The organism is Nocardia mikamii NBRC 108933 (assembly GCF_001613505.1).
Lineage (GTDB): Bacteria > Actinomycetota > Actinomycetes > Mycobacteriales > Mycobacteriaceae > Nocardia > Nocardia mikamii.
On the sequence record NZ_BDCM01000008.1, the window covers coordinates 33,109 to 52,546 of the forward strand.

Annotated in this window: 16 protein-coding genes; 8 read left to right on the forward strand and 8 right to left on the reverse strand. The window is 68.5% G+C overall.

The window, feature by feature from the left end; all coding sequences use genetic code 11:
- Positions 1 to 29: 29 nt before the first annotated feature.
- From NMI01S_RS10725 to NMI01S_RS10740, 4 genes are all read right to left on the reverse strand, one after another.
- Positions 30 to 1,682, reverse strand: coding sequence for an MFS transporter (locus NMI01S_RS10725; RefSeq protein ID WP_062996148.1), 1,653 nt, complete (start codon positions 1,680 to 1,682; stop codon positions 30 to 32).
- A 120-nt stretch (positions 1,683 to 1,802) separates the two neighbouring features.
- Positions 1,803 to 2,816 carry a TIGR03617 family F420-dependent LLM class oxidoreductase gene (locus NMI01S_RS10730; RefSeq protein WP_062996150.1) on the reverse strand — a complete coding sequence of 338 codons (1,014 nt, stop codon included), beginning with the start codon at positions 2,814 to 2,816 and terminating at the stop codon, positions 1,803 to 1,805.
- A 49-nt stretch (positions 2,817 to 2,865) separates the two neighbouring features.
- A complete protein-coding gene (locus NMI01S_RS10735) occupies positions 2,866 to 3,786 on the reverse strand; it encodes an SDR family NAD(P)-dependent oxidoreductase (protein WP_062996152.1) in 921 nt (306 codons plus the stop codon).
- Positions 3,787 to 3,866: 80 nt separating this feature from the next.
- Positions 3,867 to 5,135 carry a cytochrome P450 family protein gene (locus NMI01S_RS10740; protein WP_439956254.1) on the reverse strand — a complete coding sequence of 423 codons (1,269 nt, stop codon included), beginning with the start codon at positions 5,133 to 5,135 and terminating at the stop codon, positions 3,867 to 3,869.
- 263 nt (positions 5,136 to 5,398) lie between these two features.
- On the opposite strand from NMI01S_RS10740, the gene NMI01S_RS10745 reads away from it, so the two are divergent.
- Positions 5,399 to 5,548 carry a hypothetical protein gene (locus tag NMI01S_RS10745; protein ID WP_157121512.1) on the forward strand — a complete coding sequence of 50 codons (150 nt, stop codon included), beginning with the start codon at positions 5,399 to 5,401 and terminating at the stop codon, positions 5,546 to 5,548.
- Position 5,549: 1 nt separating this feature from the next.
- Here the strand turns inward: NMI01S_RS10745 and NMI01S_RS10750 are convergent, their stop codons facing one another.
- Both NMI01S_RS10750 and NMI01S_RS10755 read right to left on the reverse strand, forming a co-directional pair.
- A complete protein-coding gene (locus NMI01S_RS10750) occupies positions 5,550 to 7,355 on the reverse strand; it encodes a thiamine pyrophosphate-requiring protein (RefSeq protein ID WP_062996156.1) in 1,806 nt (601 codons plus the stop codon).
- A 115-nt stretch (positions 7,356 to 7,470) separates the two neighbouring features.
- On the reverse strand, positions 7,471 to 8,451 hold the full coding sequence (locus tag NMI01S_RS10755; protein ID WP_245716810.1) for an SDR family oxidoreductase: 981 nt from the start codon (positions 8,449 to 8,451) through the stop codon (positions 7,471 to 7,473).
- Positions 8,452 to 8,679: 228 nt separating this feature from the next.
- Here NMI01S_RS10755 and NMI01S_RS10760 point away from each other — a divergent pair, with 228 nt between their 5' ends.
- The 6 genes from NMI01S_RS10760 (at position 8,680) to NMI01S_RS10785 (ending at position 17,315) form a co-directional block, all read left to right on the forward strand.
- On the forward strand, positions 8,680 to 11,598 hold the full coding sequence (locus tag NMI01S_RS10760; protein WP_062996411.1) for an FAD-binding and (Fe-S)-binding domain-containing protein: 2,919 nt from the start codon (positions 8,680 to 8,682) through the stop codon (positions 11,596 to 11,598).
- Positions 11,595 to 12,698, forward strand: coding sequence for an enolase C-terminal domain-like protein (locus NMI01S_RS10765; RefSeq protein ID WP_062996160.1), 1,104 nt, complete (start codon positions 11,595 to 11,597; stop codon positions 12,696 to 12,698). Before NMI01S_RS10760 ends, NMI01S_RS10765 begins: the two co-directional genes overlap by 4 nt.
- A gap of 53 nt (positions 12,699 to 12,751) precedes the next feature.
- Positions 12,752 to 13,705: a TIGR03557 family F420-dependent LLM class oxidoreductase gene (locus NMI01S_RS10770; protein WP_062996162.1), complete on the forward strand. Its 954-nt coding sequence runs from the start codon at positions 12,752 to 12,754 to the stop codon at positions 13,703 to 13,705.
- 41 nt (positions 13,706 to 13,746) lie between these two features.
- A complete protein-coding gene (locus tag NMI01S_RS10775) occupies positions 13,747 to 15,210 on the forward strand; it encodes an aminotransferase class I/II-fold pyridoxal phosphate-dependent enzyme (RefSeq protein ID WP_062996164.1) in 1,464 nt (487 codons plus the stop codon).
- A 90-nt stretch (positions 15,211 to 15,300) separates the two neighbouring features.
- The gene (locus NMI01S_RS10780) at positions 15,301 to 16,932 is read left to right on the forward strand and encodes an ABC-F family ATP-binding cassette domain-containing protein (protein WP_062996166.1); all 1,632 of its coding nucleotides are present in this window, start codon (positions 15,301 to 15,303) and stop codon (positions 16,930 to 16,932) included.
- A 140-nt stretch (positions 16,933 to 17,072) separates the two neighbouring features.
- Positions 17,073 to 17,315 carry a helix-turn-helix domain-containing protein gene (locus tag NMI01S_RS10785; RefSeq protein ID WP_051042699.1) on the forward strand — a complete coding sequence of 81 codons (243 nt, stop codon included), beginning with the start codon at positions 17,073 to 17,075 and terminating at the stop codon, positions 17,313 to 17,315.
- Between the two features lie 72 nt (positions 17,316 to 17,387).
- On the opposite strand, the gene NMI01S_RS10790 is transcribed toward NMI01S_RS10785, so the two are convergent.
- Positions 17,388 to 17,801, reverse strand: a complete 414-nt coding sequence (locus tag NMI01S_RS10790) for a cupin domain-containing protein (RefSeq protein ID WP_374726610.1) — start codon at positions 17,799 to 17,801, stop codon at positions 17,388 to 17,390.
- 157 nt (positions 17,802 to 17,958) lie between these two features.
- Here NMI01S_RS10790 and NMI01S_RS10795 point away from each other — a divergent pair, with 157 nt between their 5' ends.
- Positions 17,959 to 18,462, forward strand: coding sequence for a MarR family winged helix-turn-helix transcriptional regulator (locus NMI01S_RS10795; protein WP_174554493.1), 504 nt, complete (start codon positions 17,959 to 17,961; stop codon positions 18,460 to 18,462).
- Positions 18,463 to 18,468: 6 nt separating this feature from the next.
- On the opposite strand, the gene NMI01S_RS10800 is transcribed toward NMI01S_RS10795, so the two are convergent.
- Positions 18,469 to 19,428, reverse strand: coding sequence for an MvdC/MvdD family ATP grasp protein (locus NMI01S_RS10800; RefSeq protein ID WP_062996170.1), 960 nt, complete (start codon positions 19,426 to 19,428; stop codon positions 18,469 to 18,471).
- Positions 19,429 to 19,438 lie beyond the last annotated feature (10 nt).

Consider the following 19,438-nt stretch of genomic DNA (forward strand, 5'->3'; position numbering starts at 1 on the left):
GAAAATTCACGGCGCGAACGGGTTTCGATTCAGTGGGCAGTACCTCCGGTGCTCGGCCGGTTGTAGTGGCGCAGCAACAGCAGTGCCAGGACGAAGGCGACGGCGGATGCGCCGGCGAACACGGAGAAGATGTTCGTATACGCGGCGCCGTCCGGCAGCTGCGCCAACGGGCCGGTGTTCAGTTTACGTTCCTCGACGTGTCCGGGAGCGTTGATGTGCAGAATCAGCGGATTGGCCGACATGACCGCGGCGACGGCGGCGGTGGCGGCAGCGGTGCCGAAACTGTTGAAGGCGCCGTACATTCCGGCGCTGATGCCCTGCTGTTCCTGGGGCACCGCCTCCACCACCATATTGGGCAGGGTGCCCAGATACGCTCCCGCGCCGACACCGATGATCAGGGCGATCAGTGCCATCTGCCACACGCTGTCGTGGAAACGGGCGAACAGCAGGCAGCCGATCACGAACGCGACGGTCGAGGCGAGATAGGGCTTGAGCAACCCGATCCGGGTCGACATCCAGCCGCACAGCGGGGCGACGAGCACGTACACCAGCGCCAGGCCCAGCATGGCCTGCACGGTGAACTGCAGCAGCGTCAGACCGAAACCGGGCAGGGTGCCCTCCACCGAGAAGTACGGGGTGACAGCCGATGTGGGGACCTGGATGTGCATCTGCTCGGAGGCCTGTTTGGCGGCTTCGGCGGCCGCGCCGTCGACGATCTGCTTCTTGATCGCCTCGCCCTCGGCCCCACCGGGTGTTTCCGCGAGATAGCCCATCGCGTAGGACAGGCCCTGCATGACGCCCACGGACAGGAAGGCCGCGGCGAGAATTCCGGCGAAGCGCGGGGCGCGCAACAATGTCGGATCCATGATCGGTTCCGGGGTGATCAGCTCCCAGACGTAGAACGCCACCAGCAGCACCACGCCGCCGATGAGCCAGGCCAGCGCCGACAGTTCACCCCAGCCCCAGGTGGCGCCGTTGCTGAGATAGATGAGCACACCGGCGATACCGGCGCCGAGCAGCACCGCACCGAGCAGGTCGATCTTGACCGCGGCGCGCAGTTTGGTCTCGGGAACGAACAGCGCCAGCGGCAGAATCGTCACCACGGTCCAGATCACGCAGAACCAGAACAGCGAACGCCAGCTGTAGTGGTCGGTGAGGAGGCCGCCGATCACCGGGCCCAGGATCGCGCCGACACCGGTGCCACCGCCCGCGAGTGCGATCGCCATGTTCAGATGGCGGCGCGGTGCGAGATCGCGGATCAGGCCGTAGGACACGAAGATCGCGGGGAAGGCCAGCCCCTGCAGTCCGCGCCCGAGCAGCATCAGCGTCCAGTTCGAGGTCAGCGCGTCGATGAGGCAGCCCAGGATCGACAGCAGCAGGCAGAACAGGATGATCTTCTTCTTGCCGACCAGATCGGACAATTTGCCGAAGACCGGTACCGCCACGCCGCCGATCAGTGAGTACAGCGTGGTCAGCCAGGTCAGCTGGCCGGCGTTCTGCTCGGGGAAGGATTCACCGATGAAGCGGGCACTGAGACTGATGAACGTGAAATGGAACGGGACGATCTCGGTGCTCGCGACGATCGCCACGATGACGAGAACGACACGAAGCGTGGAGGCGTTTTCCAGGCGTCCGGTGTCGTTGTCATCGGGGCTTTCGACGCTGGTGGTCGCGGTTGCCATGGGTAGTTCTTCTCCTTCACCGCCACCCGTGCGTCGGCTCCCTGCGGCCTGAGTGCGGTGAATCACATAATAGACATGTGAGAATCCAGTTTCCAATAAATGAGAAGTAGATTTCTGGCGTTATCGCGAGGACTGCAACAAGGCCACGAATTCGGCCACGTCGTCGGGCGCGGGGTCGTAACCCGGGAAGTAGCAGCAGATGTCGCGGGCGTAGTCGCCGAAGCGAGCACGAGCCTGTGCCGCGCATTCGGTGGGCGACCCGACCAGAGCGATGGTGCGGACCATCGGCTCGGTGATCAGCGCTCGCATCTCGGCGTAGCGGCCCTGCTTCGACAAGGCGTTGAGTTCGGGCTGCACCTCACCCCAGCCCTCGGCGTCGAGAACCGGGCGATAGGCCGGGGTGGAGGCGTAGAAGGCGATGAGCCGCGCGACCGCGTCGACCGCGGTGGCCAGTTCGCCGGCGGTACGGCCGAGCGCGACCATCGCCTGGGCGACCACCTCGAATTCGTCGAGCGTGCGGCCCGATTCGGCCAGCCCGCGCCGCAGCGCCGGCACCGTGCGCCCGGTGAAATGCGTGGCGCTGTTGAACGGCATGACCAGCAGCCCGTCGGCCACCTCGGCGGCGGTTCGGGTCATCACCGGTCCGAGCGCGCCCATCAGCACCGGCGGCGGCCCGAACGGATTCGGGCCGGGATCGAAGGTCGGCGGCATCAGCGTATGGGTGAAGAATTCGCCCCGGAAATCCAAGGGCGCGTGACCTTCCCAAGCGGCGAGGATGGCCTTCACCGCCGCCACCGATTCGCCGGTGCGCCGGGCCGGGCGTTCCCACCAGCTGCCGTAACGCTTCTCGATGTGCACCCGGATCTGCGACCCCAGTCCCAGCCGGAACCGTCCGCCGCTGAGCGCCTGCAGATCGTAGGCCGTGTGTGCCAGGTGCAGCGGACTGCGCGGCCCGGCGATGGCGACATTGGTCATCAGGTGCAGATCGATCTCCGCGGCGGCGAGAACCAGCGGCACGAACACGTCGTGCGGGCCCTCGAAGGAGAAGAGGCCGTCGGCGCCGAGCGCGGCGATCGCGCGAGCGCTGTCCCGGGCGCGCAGCGGCGAACCCTCCACCTGCAGATGCACTTTCACCGGTGATCCTTCCGTTCGGTGGCATCACGCTAGCGGAAGGTGCGGCGGCTCAGTCCGGATGCGCGGCGGTGAGACGTTCGGCGCACTCCCACACGTCGCGTTCGCGCGCCGGATCGTAGGACTCCGGGGACGATTCGGCGACCCGGTAGCGATCGATATAGCTACCGGAATCGGCCGGAACGGATCCGGTGACCACTTCCGCGAGGCGCCGGCCCGCCGTCTTCGGCGTGCTCGCCAGCGGCGTCCAGGTGAGCGCGGGTGCGAGGCGGCGGACGGCGAAGCGCTCCCACTGCCCGGCATTGCGGGTCAATTCGGTGCCGGGGACGAAACCCGGGTTGTAGGAGAGGATGTCGATTCCGGCCGGAAGCCGGCGCGCGTATTCGTGGACCAGGTAGATCATCGCCAGTTTGCTCGTCGAGTAGGCGGTGCGGCCCGCGGCCGTACTCGACGGATCGGCGAAGGCGCCGGGGTGGGCCAGCACATCGGGGGAGTGCCACACCGGGCCGGGCACCATGCCCAGGTTGTGCCGCAGATCGCCGAAATGGGTGTCGCTGACGGTGATCACGACGCGCGAGGGCACCACGAAGCGGTCGCCGAGCAGGCGCAGCAGCAGATGGTTGGCCACGACGTTGACGGCGAAGGTGGCCTCGAGCCCGTCCTCGGTTGCGATGGTCGCCTCGGTGTACTGCATCCCGGCATTGCCGACGAATCCGGCCAGCGGCGGCACCTCACCGCGATCGAGCAGTTCGTGGATCCGCCGCGCCGCCGAACGAATACCGGTCAGCGAGGCGAGGTCGGCCTCCACATGCGAGGCCGCGTAGCCCGCACCGGACAGTTCCGCACACACCTGCGGTCCGGACCCGCCGCGTGCCAGTATCAGCAGTCGCGTATCCGGTGCGATGCGCAAAATCTCCCGGGCGGCGATCCGGCCGATTCCACGTGTCGCGCCGGTCATCACGAGAGTGTGCATGTCACGACGGTAACCCGCGCGCGGTCCGCACGCCCGGCAGGCCAACGGCGCAGCCGCGCCGGGCGAACGGCGCAGCCGTGTCAGGCGAACGGAGTCTGCAACGGCGGGGACGGCGGGAAGGTGACCGGCAGTGCGGCCAGTGCGTGGTTGAAAGGGCCTGGGCGCCAGTGCAATTCCGACACCGGAACCGCCAGCTCGATATCGGGCAGCGCGTCCAGAAGCTGATCCACGGTGTCCTGGGCGATCAGGTACGCGATCCGGCGGGCCGGGCAGGCGTGCGGCCCGGCGCCCAGCGACAGATGAGAGCGGTTGCCGTTACGGTCGCCCTCGCGCACCTGCGGATCGTTGTTGCAGGCCGCGATGCCGATCAGCACGGGCTGATTTGCCGGCAACCACACATCGTCGATGAGCATCGGCTGGCGCGGGTAACTCGCGCAGTAGTTCGCCAGCGGCGGGTTGTTGAACAGCACCCAGTCCAGGGCATCGCGCGTGGTGAGCGTGCCACCGAGCAGATTTCCGGAGAACCGCTCGTCGGTCATCATCAGCAGCAGGGCGTTGGCAACCAGATGCAGCTGCGGTTCGATACCCGCGCCGTACAGGCTCACCAGCTGATTGATCACCTCCTCGTCGTCGAGGGCGCTCTCGTGCGCGATCAGCCGGGAGGTGATGTCGTCGCCGGGGTGGGCACGCTTGCGGTCGGTATGCTCCTGCAGGGCGGCCGCCAGCATCCGGTTGCCCGCCGCCGCGTCGCCGGTGACATCGAAGATGGGTGCCAGCCCGGCCGCGACCCGCTCGGCGATATCCGGTTCGATGCCCAGCATCGTGTTCAGGCTGGTGAACGCCAGCGGGCGAATGTACTGGGTCAGCAAATCGGCACGGCCGTCGGCGCTGAACGAGTTGATCAGCGGGATCGCGACCCGCTCGACGACGGTGTGCAGCGTGTGCAGGTCGACCCCGTCGATGGCGGCGACATTGGCCGCGCGAAACCGCGCATGCTCGGGGCCGGTGCTGCGCAACGCATTCGGGCGCCAGCCGAGCATCGGCAGAATCGGGCTGTCCGCCGGTACGGTGCGCTGCCAGGCCCGCGGGTCGGCGGGGAAATGCTCGGGATCGTTGAGAATCCGCAGGGCGGTCTGATAACCGATCACCAGTGTCGCCGGCACGCCGGGAGCGAGTTCGACCGGAGCGAACGAGCGGTGGTGTGCGCGCATCTGCTCGTATCCGCCGCGCGGGTCGGCGGCGAACTCCTCGGTGTAGAGCCGAACACGCGGTCCGTCCGCGGCGATCGGTGAACTGTGCGCCACGGGACACCTGTTCGACGACGATTCCAGCGAATGCGGCGTGGTCACAGCAGACAACTCCAAACGGTCGTGGTGGACGACGACGGCGGTAGCCGTCACCAATCGAAACGCGGCGACAGCCGTCACCAGGCGTGATGCCAAAAGCGTTGGGCCGAACCATGATCTGAGGTCCGGAGGCCGATGATACCTACCCGCGTGCCGGTTGCGCAGCGGAAGCCGGGCATCGGCCGCATGTCCGACGCCCGGCTTCCGGGCCAGTGATGTGGTATTGGCTCTGTCGCTTCGTGGCCGATCGTCGCAGACTGACCGATATGACAACTCTGCTGATCATCGCGGTCGTGGCGGCGGTGGCGGCCGCCCTGTTCGATACCGTGGCGCCTCGCGGTGACCGTGCTGAGTTCCGGTGCGCCCTACGGCACGCCAGGCATTCGCTGACCGATTGGGGTGCCGCCCGCGAATGACCTATCCGTCGTCGCCCGAACGGCGCCCGGGCAGGAACTCTTGTGCCTTGGTCTTCATGCCCTGAGTGACCAGATGCCAGGCGTTCGGGTCGCCGCGCAGCACGGCCTCCGCGGTCGCCTTCATCTGATCCCAGGTGGCGTGCGGTGGGATCGGCGGAACCTCGGGATCGCAGCGTACGTCCAGCAGGGTCGGGCGGTCCGCGGTCAGCGCCCGTTCCCAGGCCCCGGCCAACTGCTGCGGGTCGTCGACCTCGATCGCCGCGATGCCGAAGCAGCGCGCCGCGTCCGCGTACGAAATGTCCGGAAGTGACTGTGAATCCTCGAATTTGGGCGAACCGCCCATCGATCGCAGCTCCCAGGTCACCTGGTTGAGGTCGTTGTTGTGGAAGACGCACACCACCAGACGCTTGTCGCTCCACTGCTCGGCGTAGCGGGCGATGGTGATCAGTTCGGCCAAACCGTTCATCTGCATCGCGCCGTCACCGACGAGCGCGACCACGGGGCGATCCGGATGGGCGAACTTCGCGCCGATCGCATACGGCACACCGGGCCCCATGGTGGCCAGCGTGCCCGACAGCGAGCCGCGCATGCTGCCGTGGAATTTCAGGCAGCGCGCGTACCAGTTGGTGGAGGAGCCGGAATCGGCGGTGACGATGGCATTGTCGGGAATCTGCTGCGACAGCTCCCACACCACCCGCATCGGATTGACCGGTTCGGCGGCCAGCAACGCTTGGCGCTCCACGGTCTCCCACCAACGCGAGACATTCGACTCGATCGTCTCCCGCCAGGAACGGTCGCTCACCGGCTTCAGGAGCGGAATGATCTCGGCCAGTGTGGCTTTCGCGTCCCCGACGAGATTCACCTCGGTCGGGTACCGCATCCCGATCATGGTGCCGTCGATATCGATCTGCACCGCGCGGGCCTGATCCAGCGGCGGCAGGAACTGGCTGTAGGGGAAGTTCGAACCGACGATGACCAGAGTGTCGCAATCACGCATCAGCTCGTAGCTGGGGCGGGTGCCGAGCAGCCCGATCGGTCCCGTCACGAACGGCAGATCGTCGGGCAGCACATCCTTGCCGAGCAGTGCCTTCGCGACGCCGGCGCCGGTGATCTCGGCGAGCTCGGTCACCTCGCGCGCGGCCGAGCGGGCGCCCTGGCCGACCAGGATCGCCACCTTGGAACCGGCGCCGATCACCTCCGCGGCGCGCTCGATCTCCGCGCGCGCCGGAACGACCACCGAATGCATCTCGGCGGGCGGGCTCGACGGCACCTGTTTGAATTCGTGCTGCGGCGGCTCGTAGGTCTCCTCCTGCAGATCCGCCGGAATGATCACCGCGGTGGGTGCGCGCCGGGTCCAGGCCGTGCGGAAGGCACGGTCGAGAGCGTTGGGGAGCTGTTCGGCGACGTTGACCTCGACGAGATATTCGGAGGCCACATCCTTGTACAGGCTCTGCAGGTCGATTTCCTGCTGATAGCTGCCGCCCATCGCGCTGCGCGCGGTCTGGCCGATGATCGCCACCACCGGGACGTGGTCGAGTTTGGCATCGTAGAGGCCGTTGAGCAGATGGATCGCGCCCGGACCGGAGGTGGCCATGCACACACCGACGTGACCGCTGAATTTCGCGTAGCCGGTGGCCGAGAACGCCGCCATCTCCTCGTGGCGGGCCTGAACGAACGTCGGCCGGTCGTCGGTGCGGCCGAAAGCGGCGACGAGACCGTTGATTCCGTCGCCGGGGTAGGCGAAAACCTCTTTCACGCCCCACTCGTTGAGCCGGGCCACGACGTAGTCCGCAACCTGTTGCGCCATATCTCTCCTGTCCTCTCCGTGTCGAGCCCGCGGGGGATGCGCTGCGCGCCCCTGGTCGCGGGGCGGGTACCCGCGGATCTCGTGCTCAACCGCGGCCGGGGGCGCCGGTGGTCGGTCAGTGCCGGGCCATCCGGGCGACCGAACCGGCCACCGATTCGACACAGCGCGACATCCACGCCTGCGGACTGTGCCGGTGGGCCCGCCCGTCGAAGTCACCGTGGGCGCCGAAGTCGTGGCCGTGTTCGTCGTCGAGCGGGCGCCACAGGTTGTCCGGCCGGTCGGTCTCGTCGGCGTCGGTCTGCTGCGAGTCGTAGCCGGTGCGTGCCAGATAGCGATCCAGCACCGCGGGCGCGAGCCGCTGCGCGACGACGGTGCCGACCGTGCTCGCCCCGACCCAGTACTGCTTGCGCTCCGGATGCTCGGCGGCGAAAGCGATCGTGTCGGCCACCACCTCGGGCTGGTAGATCGGCGGCACCGGCTGCGGCTTCTTCGGTAAACGCGAACGCACCCAAGAGAATTGGGGTGTGTTGACCGCCGGCGCCTGCACGATCGTCACGTGCACGCCGCTGCGCTCGTGCATCAACTCCACCCGCACCGCCTCGAGGAAGCCGTTGACCGCGTGCTTGGCGCCGCAATAGGCCGATTGCAGCGGAATCGCGCGCTCGCCGAGCGCCGACCCGACCTGCACGATGGTGCCCCGATTGCGCGGCCGCATCCGGGCCAGCGCGACCATCACCCCGTGCACCGACCCGAGATAGGTCACCTCCGTGACGCGGCGGAACTCCTCCGGCTCGATCTCGGTGAAGGGCGCGAAAACCGAGGTGAACGCCGAATTCACCCAGACGTCGATCGGTCCCCACCGCTGCTCGACGCGGTCGGCGGCCGCCTCGACGGCGTCGTGGTCTGCGACGTCGGTCGGAATCGGCAGTGCCTCCCCACCGGCCTGCTCGACGTCCTTCGCCGCGGCGTCGAGTCCGGCGCGCCCGCGGGCCAGCAGCGCCACACGCGCACCGTCGGCGGCGAAGCGCCGTGCGGTGGCGCGCCCGATTCCGGCGCTGGCTCCGGTGACCACCACTACCGGTGACTGTGCGCTCACTCGGTCTCCTCTCCTCGCGCGGTTGTCCGGCGCCCGAGGGCATATCTCGTGGGCGTCGCACCTGCCGCGTACCCGGGACGCGCGGCGTTATGCGGCGGCGGATCGCGTGGCAGCGTGTCCGATTCGGCGGGTGTGACCTGCGGTCGGCCGGGTATTCGCGCGGTGTCCGGCCGCCCGCTGGCGGGTGCGGCCGCACGGCAATCGGCCGACCACGACAGGGGTGCGCGAATGACGATTTCGGATCGAGCGGCCCGCCCGCACCGCGGCTCGAATCGAGACCGATGGCCGCTGCAGGCGCTCGAGACCGCGCTGAAGGAGGCGGTGGACGGGGAGGTCCGTTTCGATTCGGGAACTCGCGCCACCTATTCCACCGACGCCTCCAACTATCGCGCCCTGCCGCTGGGCGTGGTCGTTCCGCGCACCCCGGAAGCCGCCGCGATCGCGGTCGGCATCTGCCGCGACCACGACGTCCCCTTGCTCTCACGCGGTGGCGGCACCAGCCTCGCCGGGCAGAGTTGCAATACGGCGGTCGTCATCGACTGGACCAAATACTGCCATCGGCTGCTCGCCGTGGACGCCGAAACCCGCACCGCCGTAGTCGAACCCGGGATCGCGCTCGACCCGCTCAATCAGCAGCTGAAGCCGTCCGGGCTGATGGTCGGGCCCAAGCCGTCGACCCACGTCAGCTGCACGATCGGCGGGATGATCGGCAACAACTCGTGCGGTGCCACCGCGCAGGCCTACGGCAAGATGGTCGATTCGGTGCGCCGGCTCGAGATCCTCACATACGACGGGCTGCGGGCCTGGGTGGGTGCCGAGGATCCGATCCCGGGCACGAATCCGGAGGCCGACGAACTGGTCCGACGGCTGCGGGAGATCCGGGACCGCTACGCCGACGATGTCCGCGCGGCCTATCCCGACATTCCCCGCCGCGTCTCCGGGTACAACCTCGACGCGCTGCTGCCGGAGCGGGGATTCGATATCGCGAAGTTCCTCGTGGGCAGCGAGAGCACCCTGGTGACCGTTCTGCGCGCGGAGATCGAGCTGGTGCGGGTGCCGGCCGCCAAGGCGATGGCCGTCCTCGGCTTTCCCGACGTCTATCACGCCGCCGACGCGGTCTCCCGGATCCTGCCGCACGACCCGGCAACCCTCGAGGGGCTCGATCATCGGCTGGTTCAACTGGAGCACAGCCAGCACCTGGCGGCGACGGCGATCTCGCAGTTGCCCGACGGGAAGGCCTGGCTGATGGTGCAATTCGACGGTGACGACCAGAAGGAGGCCGACACGCGGGCGAAGACGATGATCGCCGACCTCGAGCGCGCCACCGGGGCGAGTTCCACCATCCTCGACGATCCCGACCGCGAGGCCGAGGTATGGGCCGCCCGCGAGGCCGGACTGGGCGCCACCGCCTATCCGCCCGACGGCCCGGAAACGCACGAGGGCTGGGAGGACGCCGCGGTCCCGCCCGAGCGACTCGGCGACTACCTGCGCGACTTCGACGCGTTGCTCGACGAGTTCGGCTACGAATCCAGTTCGCTCTACGGACATTTCGGCCACGGTTGTGTGCACACCCGCATCCCGTTCGACCTGCGCACCGCCGACGGCATCGCGCACTACCGGCGCTTCGTCGAGCGTGCCGCGCGCCTGGTGAGCGGCTACGGCGGGTCGCTGTCCGGTGAGCACGGCGACGGCCAGTCGCGCGCGGAACTGTTGCCGATCATGTTCGGCGACAAGGTGGTTCGCGCTTTCGGTGAGGTGAAGGCGCTGTTCGACCCACGTAATCGGATGAATCCGGGCAAGGTCGTCGAGCCGCACCGGCTGGATTCGGATCTGCGCCAGGGCAGCGCCTACCGGCCGTGGGAACCGGTGACGCACTTCGCCTTTCCCGCCGACGACCACCGATTCAGCGAGGCGGCCGGACGCTGTGTGGGTGTCGGCAAATGCCGCGGCGAGAGCAGCGGGGTGATGTGTCCCAGCTACCGGGCCACGCGGGAGGAGGAGCATTCCACCCGCGGCCGGGCCCGGCTGTTGTTCGAAATGCTGCAGGGTGAGGCGATCACCGACGGCTGGCGGTCCACCGAGGTCCGCGACGCGCTCGATCTGTGCCTGGCCTGCAAGGGATGTCGCAGCGACTGTCCGGTCGATGTCGACATGGCCACCTACAAGGCCGAATTCCTGTCCCACCACTACGAACATCGGGTCCGCCCGATGGCCCACTATTCGATGGGCTGGATTCCGCTGTGGGCCCGGCTGGGCACCTCGGTGGCTCCGCTCGCCAACGCGGTGACGCACACCCCCGGCCTGCGGCGCCTGGTCGCGGCCGCCGGCGGCATCGCGCGGCAACGCGAGATGCCGCGCTTCGCCCGCGCCCGGTTCACCCGGAAATTCCGCAACCATACGAGCTCCACGACGGGGGAGCGCGGCACGGTGCTGCTGTGGCCCGACACTTTCACCAACAATTTCGAACCGGGAATCGCCGAAGCCGCGGTGACGGTGCTGGAGGCCGCGGGCTTCTCCGTGATCGTGCCCGAGCGCACGGTGTGCTGCGGCCTGACCTGGATTTCGACCGGGCAGCTGCCCACCGCCAAACGGGTGCTGGGCCGCACGCTGCGGGTGCTGGCGCCGCAGTTGCGCGACGGCACACCGATCGTCGTGCTCGAGCCCAGCTGCGCGGCCGTGTTCCGGGCCGATCTGCCCGAACTGCTCTACGGCGACCAGGATGCCGAGCGGTTGTCGAAACAGACCTACACGCTGGCCGAACTGCTGGCCGAGCGGGCGCCGGACTGGAACCCGCCGCACGTCGACACCGCGGCGATGGTGCAGCCGCACTGCCACCACCACGCGATCATGCACTACGACACCGATCGCGAACTGCTGTCGTCGACCGGCGCCGACGTGGCGGTCCTCGATGCCGGATGTTGCGGTCTGGCAGGCAATTTCGGCTTCGAACGCGGCCACTACGACGTCTCGGTGGCCTGTGCGGAGGACAAGCTGATGCCGGTCGTGCGCGAGCGCGAGCCGGGCACCGTGGTGCTCGCCGACGGGTTCAGCTGCCGCACCCAGATCCGGCAACTGCAACCGGACGCCGATCCCCGCCACGCCGTCGAACTGCTGGCCGAAGCGCTGGCGGCGAAGGGCCGGAAGTGACGGCGGCCATCGACGAGGCGGTCCGGGTGGGGGTCTACCGCTTCCCCACGCCGGAGCCGGAAGCCGACGGCACCTTGCGGTGGGAGGCGACGACCGCGGTGACCGTGGAAATCGGCGCGGGCGGGCAGACCGGGCTGGGGTGGACCTACAGCGGCGGCGCCACCGCCGCGATCGTGCGCGAGGTGCTGGCTCCGGTGCTGGCCGGGCGTTCGCCGTTCGATATCGGCGACTGCCGGATCCGGATGCAGCGCGCCTGCCGCAATCTGGGCACGGCCGCGGTCGTCGCCCATGCGCTCAGCGCGGTCGATATCGCCCTGTGGGATCTGAAGGCGCGTCTGCTCGATGTGCCGCTGAGCCGGCTGTTCGGTGCCGTGCGACCGGCGACACCGGTCTACGGTTCGGGGGGTTTCACCACTCTCACCGACGACGAGCTGGGCGAGCAGATCGACGGCTGGCTGTCGGCGGGATGCCGATGCGTCAAGATCAAGATCGGCGAGGATCGCGGCGAGCGGACCGATCGGGATCTCGAGCGGGTGTCCTTCGCGAACGGGCTGCTCGGCGACCGCGCCCGCCTGATGGTCGACGCGAACGGCGCCTACTCCACCGCCCTGGCCCGCCGGGTGGGCGCGGAACTGGACCGGCACGGTGTGATCTGGTTCGAAGAGCCCGTCACCAGCGACGATCCCCCCGGTCTGGCCCTGCTGCGCGCGGCGCTGCGCTGCGACGTGGCCGCCGGCGAATACGTCTACCGCCACTACGACGCGGCCGCGCTGATCGGCTCGGTGGACTGTCTGCAACTGGATGTGACCCGCTGCGGTGGCTACAGCGGTTTCCTGGAGTGCGCCGCGCTCGCCGCCGCGCACGGCCTCGACATCTCCGCTCACTGCGCGCCCGCGCTGCACGCGCCGATAGTGGCCTCGTTCGCCCACCTGCGCCATGTGGAGTGGTTCATCGACCACAGCCGCTTGGAACCACTGCTGGCCGACGGTGTCCCCGAGGTCCGCGACGGTGCGCTCGCGACCGGCCGGGACGCCGGGCACGGTATGCGGCTCGCGGGCTCGGCCGGAAAATATTCGGTCGAGGGTGCCGGTCACCGGTGAGATGGTGCACGGGGCGGCCGAATACCGTCGCGACCGCTGGGTAACCGCGGAACATGGCAGCCATCGGATATTTTCTCGCCAGCGAACAATTCGGTCCGAAGGAACTCGTCGAGCAGGCCCAGCGCGCGGAGCAAGCCGGTTTCGAGCGGCTGTGGATTTCCGATCACTTTCATCCCTGGAACGACGCCCAGGGGCACAGTCCGTTCGTCTGGGGCACGATCGGAGCGTTGTCCCAGGCCACGTCGCTACCGATCACCACGGCCGTGACCTGCCCGACGGTGCGCATCCATCCCGCGATCATCGCCCAGGCGGCCGCCACCGCGGCCGTGCAGCTCGACGGCCGCTTCGTGCTCGGTGTCGGCAGCGGTGAGGCGCTCAACGAGCACATCTTCGGCGATCCGTGGCCCCCGCCGGGGGAGCGGCTGCAGATGCTGGCCGAAGCCGTGGACGTGATCCGCCGCCTGCATCGCGGTGATCTGGTGACCTACCGCGGCGAGCACTACGAGGTGCAGGAGGCGCGGATCTACACCCTGCCGGAACAGCCGGTACCGATCTATGTGTCCGGATTCGGCCCGCAGGCAACGGAATTGGCGGCGCGCATCGGCGACGGCTACTGCACGAGCATGCCCGACGCCGAGCTGGTCGGCCTGTTCCGCGACAGCGGGGGTGGCACCAAGCCGGTGCAGATGGGCACCAAGGTGAGCTGGTCGGCCGACGAGGAGTCCGGTGTCGACGCCGCGCATCGGCTGTGGGCCAACGAACTGCTGCCGGGCCAGCTGGGCCAGACCCTGCCGCGCCCCGCCGATTTCGAGGACGCGATGTCGTTGCTCGATCGCGAGGCGTCGCGGCGGCACTTCGCCGCCGGACCGGACCCGCAGCGCCACATCGACCAGGTGCGCAACTGTGTGGAGGCGGGCGCGGACGAGGTCTATGTCGGCCAGATCGGCCCGGATCTGGAGGGCTTCTTCACCGCATACGAGAAGGAAGTACTGCCGGCCCTGCGCTGAGCGGTACCCGATCACCAGCGAGACGACGAGAGGCGAACTTGATGGACCATTCACGGGCCCCCGTGCTGGACGCATTGGCCGAATACCGGCAACTCGGCCGGTACGGCTTCACCCCGCCCGGGCATCGGCAGGGCGCGGGCGCCGATCCGCGCGTGCGCGAGGTGCTCGGCGGCGCGCTGGCGGTCGACATCCTCGCCGCGCCCGGCCTCGACGACCGGCTCTCGCGCGGCGGCTATCTGAGCGAGGCCGAGAAACTCATGGCCGACGCGGTGGGCGCCGACGCCGCCTTCTTCTCCACCTGCGGCAGTTCGCTGTCGGTGAAGGCGGCGATGCTGGCCGTCGCCGGAGGCGCCGACGGCGGGCTCATCCTGGGGCGGGACAGCCACAAGTCGATCGTCGCGGGCCTGGTGTTCTCCGGCGTCCTGCCCCGGTGGGTTCCGCCGCGCTGGGATGCGCAGCGGCATCTGTCCCATCCGCCGTCCCCGGAGCAGGTCGACCAGGCGTGGCAGAAATATCCCGATGCCGCCGGCGCGCTGATCGTGAGCCCGAGCCCGTACGGCACCTGCGCCGACATCTGCGGGATCGCGGAGGTCTGTCATCGCCGCGGCAAGCCGCTGATCATCGACGAGGCGTGGGGCGCGCATCTGCCGTTCCATCCCGACCTCCCGACCTGGGCGATGGATGCCGGCGCCGATGTCTGCGTGGTCAGCGTGCACAAGATGGGCGCCGGATTCGAACAGGGTTCGGTCTTCCACGTCCAGGGCGATCTGGTCGACGTCGACAAGTTGAAGCTGTGCGCCGAACTGCTCACCACGACGAGCCCCAACGTGCTGCTCTACGCGGCCATCGACGGCTGGCGCCGCCAGATGGTCGAGCACGGCGAGAAATTGCTCACCGCCGCGCTGCACACGGCCGAACGGGCCCGGACCGCGCTCGACCGGATTCCCGGCATCTCGGTGATGGAGGACGAACTGCTCGGCGCGGAAGCATCCCACGACCTCGATCGGATGCAGGTTCTGATGGACGTATCGGGCACCGGCGCAACGGGTTTCGAGGTCGCCGACTGGCTGCGCGAACATCGCCGCATCGATATGGGCCACAGTGACCATCGCCGGATCCTGGCCACACTGTCCATGGCCGACGACGCCGACACCGTCGACGCGCTGGTCGACGCCATGACGGCCTGGCGTGTGCAGTACCGCGGCGCCGGTCCGCGTCCCGCCGATATTCACGTTCCGGCACCGCGCGAGCTCCAGCTGGAATCGGTGATGAACCCGCGTGACGCCTTCTTCGGCCCGGAGGAGACGGTGCCGTTGGAGAAGGCGATCGGCCGCATCGCCGCCGAACAGGTCACGCCGTACCCGCCGGGGATTCCGGTGATCGTGCCCGGGGAACTGGTCGACGCCGCGGTCGTGGACTACCTGCGGTCCGGAGTGGAGAACGGGATGAATGTGCCCGATCCGGCGGATCCGACGCTGCGCACCCTGCGGGTGGTGGCCGGGTGACCGTCGACGGCCGGTAAAATGGGTGGTTCTGGTGTGTCCGAGGGATGCACAATCGAACCGTTTGCCCCCTTACCGTGCTAGGAGACTGTTGTGATCACCGCGACCGACCTGGAGGTCCGGGCCGGAATCCGCACCCTGCTCACCGCGCCGGGTTCGGCGCTGCGGGTGCAGGCCGGTGATCGGATCGGTCTCGTCGGCCGCAACGGCGCGGGCAAGACCACCACGCTGCGCATCCTGGCCGGTGAGGGAGAACCCTACGCCGGCAAGGTGATTCGCTCGGGGGAAATCGGCTATCTGCCGCAGGATCCGCGTGAGGGAAACCTCGACGTGCTGGCCCGCGACCGGGTGCTCTCGGCGCGCGGGCTCGACAAGCTGATCCGCGATATGGAGAAGCAGCAGGCCCTGATGGCCGAGGTGGTCGACGACGCCGAACGCGAGAAGGCGGTGCGCAAGTACGGCCGGCTCGAGGAGCGATTCTCGGCGCTGGGCGGCTATGTCGCCGAGAGCGAGGCCGCCCGCATCTGCCACAGCCTCGGTCTGCCGGATCGGGTACTGGGCCAGTCGCTGCGCACCTTGTCGGGCGGTCAGCGCCGCCGCATCGAGCTGGCGCGGATCCTGTTCTCCGCCTCCGACGGCTCCGGCGGCAAATCCGATACGACGCTGCTGCTCGACGAGCCCACCAACCACCTCGACGCCGACTCCATCACGTGGCTGCGCGGCTTTCTGCAGAACCACGACGGTGGCCTGATCGTCATCTCCCACGACGTCGACCTGCTCGCCGACGTGGTGAACAAGGTGTGGTTCCTCGACGCCGTGCGCGGTGAGGCCGACATCTACAACATGGGCTGGAAGAAGTATCTCGACGCCCGCGCCACCGACGAACAGCGCCGCGTCCGCGAACGCGCCAACGCGGAGAAGAAGGCCTCCGCGCTTAAACAGCAGGCCGCCAAACTCGGTGCGAAAGCGACGAAAGCCGCTGCGGCACACCAGATGGTCAAGCGCGCCGAGCGCATGCTCTCCGAGCTCGACGATGTGCGCGTGGCCGACAAGGTGGCTCGCATCAAGTTCCCCGAACCCGCTCCCTGCGGCAAGACACCGCTGATGGCCACCAACCTCACCAAGCTCTACGGATCGCTGGAAATCTTCACCGGCGTGAATCTGGCCATCGACAAGGGCAGCCGAGTCGTGATCCTCGGCCTGAACGGCGCGGGCAAGACGACCATGTTGCGTCTGCTCGCAGGCGTCGAGCCGCTGACCGCCGGACAGATCGATCCGGGACGCGGGCTGCGCATCGGGTATTTCGCCCAGGAACACGACACCCTCGACGACAACGCCACCGTCTGGGAGAACATCCGCCACGCGGCTCCCGACGCGGGGGAGCAGGACCTGCGCGGGCTGCTGGGCGCGTTCATGTTCACCGGCCCGCAGCTCGAACAGCCGGCCGGCACCCTGTCGGGCGGTGAGAAGACCCGGCTCGCGCTGGCCGGCCTGGTCTCCTCGGCGGCCAACGTACTGCTGCTCGACGAGCCCACCAACAACCTCGATCCGGTCTCGCGCGAACAGGTCCTCGACGCGCTGCGCAGCTATGCGGGCGCGGTCGTTCTGGTCACCCACGACCCGGGCGCGGCCGAGGCGTTGAATCCGGAACGGGTGATCATGCTGCCCGACGGCACCGAGGACCACTGGTCGCAGGACTACCTGGAACTGATTCAGCTGGCCTGAGCGTGGCGAATGCTTCCTGCGACGCGCCGGGACACGCCGAAAGATCCTCGCAATCGGTGAGTTTCATCACAGTGAGGCGTTGATCACTGCGGATCGAGTGTCTAGCCTGGAATGAGGCTGCACGGCGACCGGAGGAAGCCATGAGTGACAGGCCCGCACAGGGGAAGTCGATGTTGGGTAAGGGCACGCGCGTCACGGGCAAGTCGCGCGACCGGCTGCAAACCCAGCTGAAGAAGCAATACGAGGCGGGCGCCAGCATTCGTTCGCTGGCGCGGGAGACCGGCCGCTCGTACGGATTCATTCACAACGTGCTCGTGGAGTCGCATGTGCAACTCCGCAGCCGGGGTGGTGCCAACCGGCGCAAAGCGGTCAGCAAGGCCTGATCCGCCCGCTCGCCCGATACGGTCGACCGGCTTCCGCGGCCGCCGGCGTCTCGTGCCGCCGCGCGCCCGAGTTCACGCGCGGTGGGCGTTGCGTTCGGCCCACCAGTTCGGCGCGTCGACGAAATGGTTGTCGTACTCGTCCTGGGTGGCGGCGAGCTCGGCGAGGGTGGCCTCGCCGGAGGCCACCCGCTCGAGCAGCCGGAAGTAGCCGAAGCGCTGCACGGCCGGAGTCAATGCGATCAGGATCCGCGCCGGTGAACCCGGTGCGGCGCCGAACGCGTGCGGCATGAACCGCGGCACCGTGATCGCGCCGCCCGCGGCGACCGTCGTGATCTCCTCGCCCGCGAGCACCTGCAATTCGCCCTCGGCGACGTAGAACAGTTCGTCGGACAGCGTGTGGTAGTGCGGCGTCGCGCCGTCGGCGCCGGGCGCCATCGTGACCTCGAGCGTGCTGACGCTGCCGCCGGTGCGGTCGGAATCCAGCAGCAGGCGCATGGTCACCGCGTCGGTCTTGCGCACCTCGGCCTCGGCGGGCTGGACGACGGCGGCGGGAATGCGGGGTTCGGTGGTCATCGGATCTCCCAAGTAGTTCGCTATCGGATAGTTCGCTACCGAACTATATCCCGTCGAATAGTATGTGTCCATGGCTGGACGACGGACCGATGCGGTGGATGCGATCGTGGCGCAGTGGGAGCGGGAGCGGCCCGACCTGGATCTCACGGCGATGGCGGTGCTCGGCCGCCTCGGACGCCTCTACGTCCTCGCCGAGCGCGAGATCGACGCGGTGTTCACCGCGCACGGACTACAGCGCGGCGAGTTCGATGTGCTTGCGGCACTGCGTCGTTCGGGTGAACCGTTCGAACTGACCCCGTCGGTCCTGGCCGACACGCTGATGTTGTCGCGGGCCGGCATGACCGGCCGTCTGGACCGTCTGGAATCGGCCGGACTGGTTCGGCGCATCGCCGATCGCGCCGACCGCCGCGCGGTCCGGGTCGCCCTGACCGAGGCCGGTCGCGCCCGCGTCGACGAGGTCGTCACGGCACACACCGCCAACGAGACGCGGCTGCTGTCCGGCTTGTCGGCGCGCGACCGCGGCGAACTGGACCGGATCGCGCGCATCCTGCTGGCCGACCTCGACCGGCCGTGACGCCGCTCAGTCCGACACCATCGCCTCACCGTGGACGAGGAACTCGGCGAGACTGGCGAAGATCGGCAGCCCGGTCTTGATCTCGAGATAGGCGAACTGCCCCTGCGGGTTCACCTCGAGGAAGTAGTACTCGCCGTCGAGCCCGAGCCTGATGTCGAGCACGCCGAACACCAGCCCGAGCGCGCCCATCAGCGTGGTCAGCGACTTGCTCACCGAGGCGGGCAGCCGCTCGGGGGTGAAGGCCACCGAGGTGTCGAGGCGCGAATCCACCCATCCCGCGCCGGATTGCGAGTCGATCCGCACCGCCCACTCGACGCCGTCGATCCATACCACCCGCAGATCGCATTCGGCTTCGACATAGTCCTGGAAGGTGGTCGGGGCCGAGCGGATGGTGTCGAATCGGCCGAGGTCCTCGCGGCTCACGATGCGCGTTTCGGAGAATTCCGCGCGGCCGGTACCCGTTCGCTTGTAGATCACCGACCCGCCGCGGGAATCGACGAAACTGCGGGCCTCGTCGGGATCGTTGGTGATCAACGTTTCCGGGATCGCGAAACCGCTACGCCGGGCGGTGTCGAGCTGCACGATTTTGCGGGTGGCGGTGCGGTCGGCGCCGGGATCGTTGACCCAGACCGCCGGTATCGACCACAGCAGGCCCTGCAGGAATCCGTCGCATTCGGCCTGCCGGAAATCGTCGTCGCCGTCGAGGAAACCGCTGGGCACCCGGCACGGCCGGGGACGGCGCCACCAGACGGCGGTCACGTCGTCGAGCCCGGCGATATGCGACATCGAGCGAGCGGCGCCGGCGCGGTCGAGCCGGAAACTGCCGCATTCACGCGGAAAATCGCGCATATCCAGACGAATCGGATTGAGTCCGTACCTATTCCGCAGCAGAGAGGCCATCGCGTCGGCGTGCAGATCGTCGCTCTCGGCGACGATCAGCACGGCACCCGGCGACCGGGCACTCATCGAAGGGCCC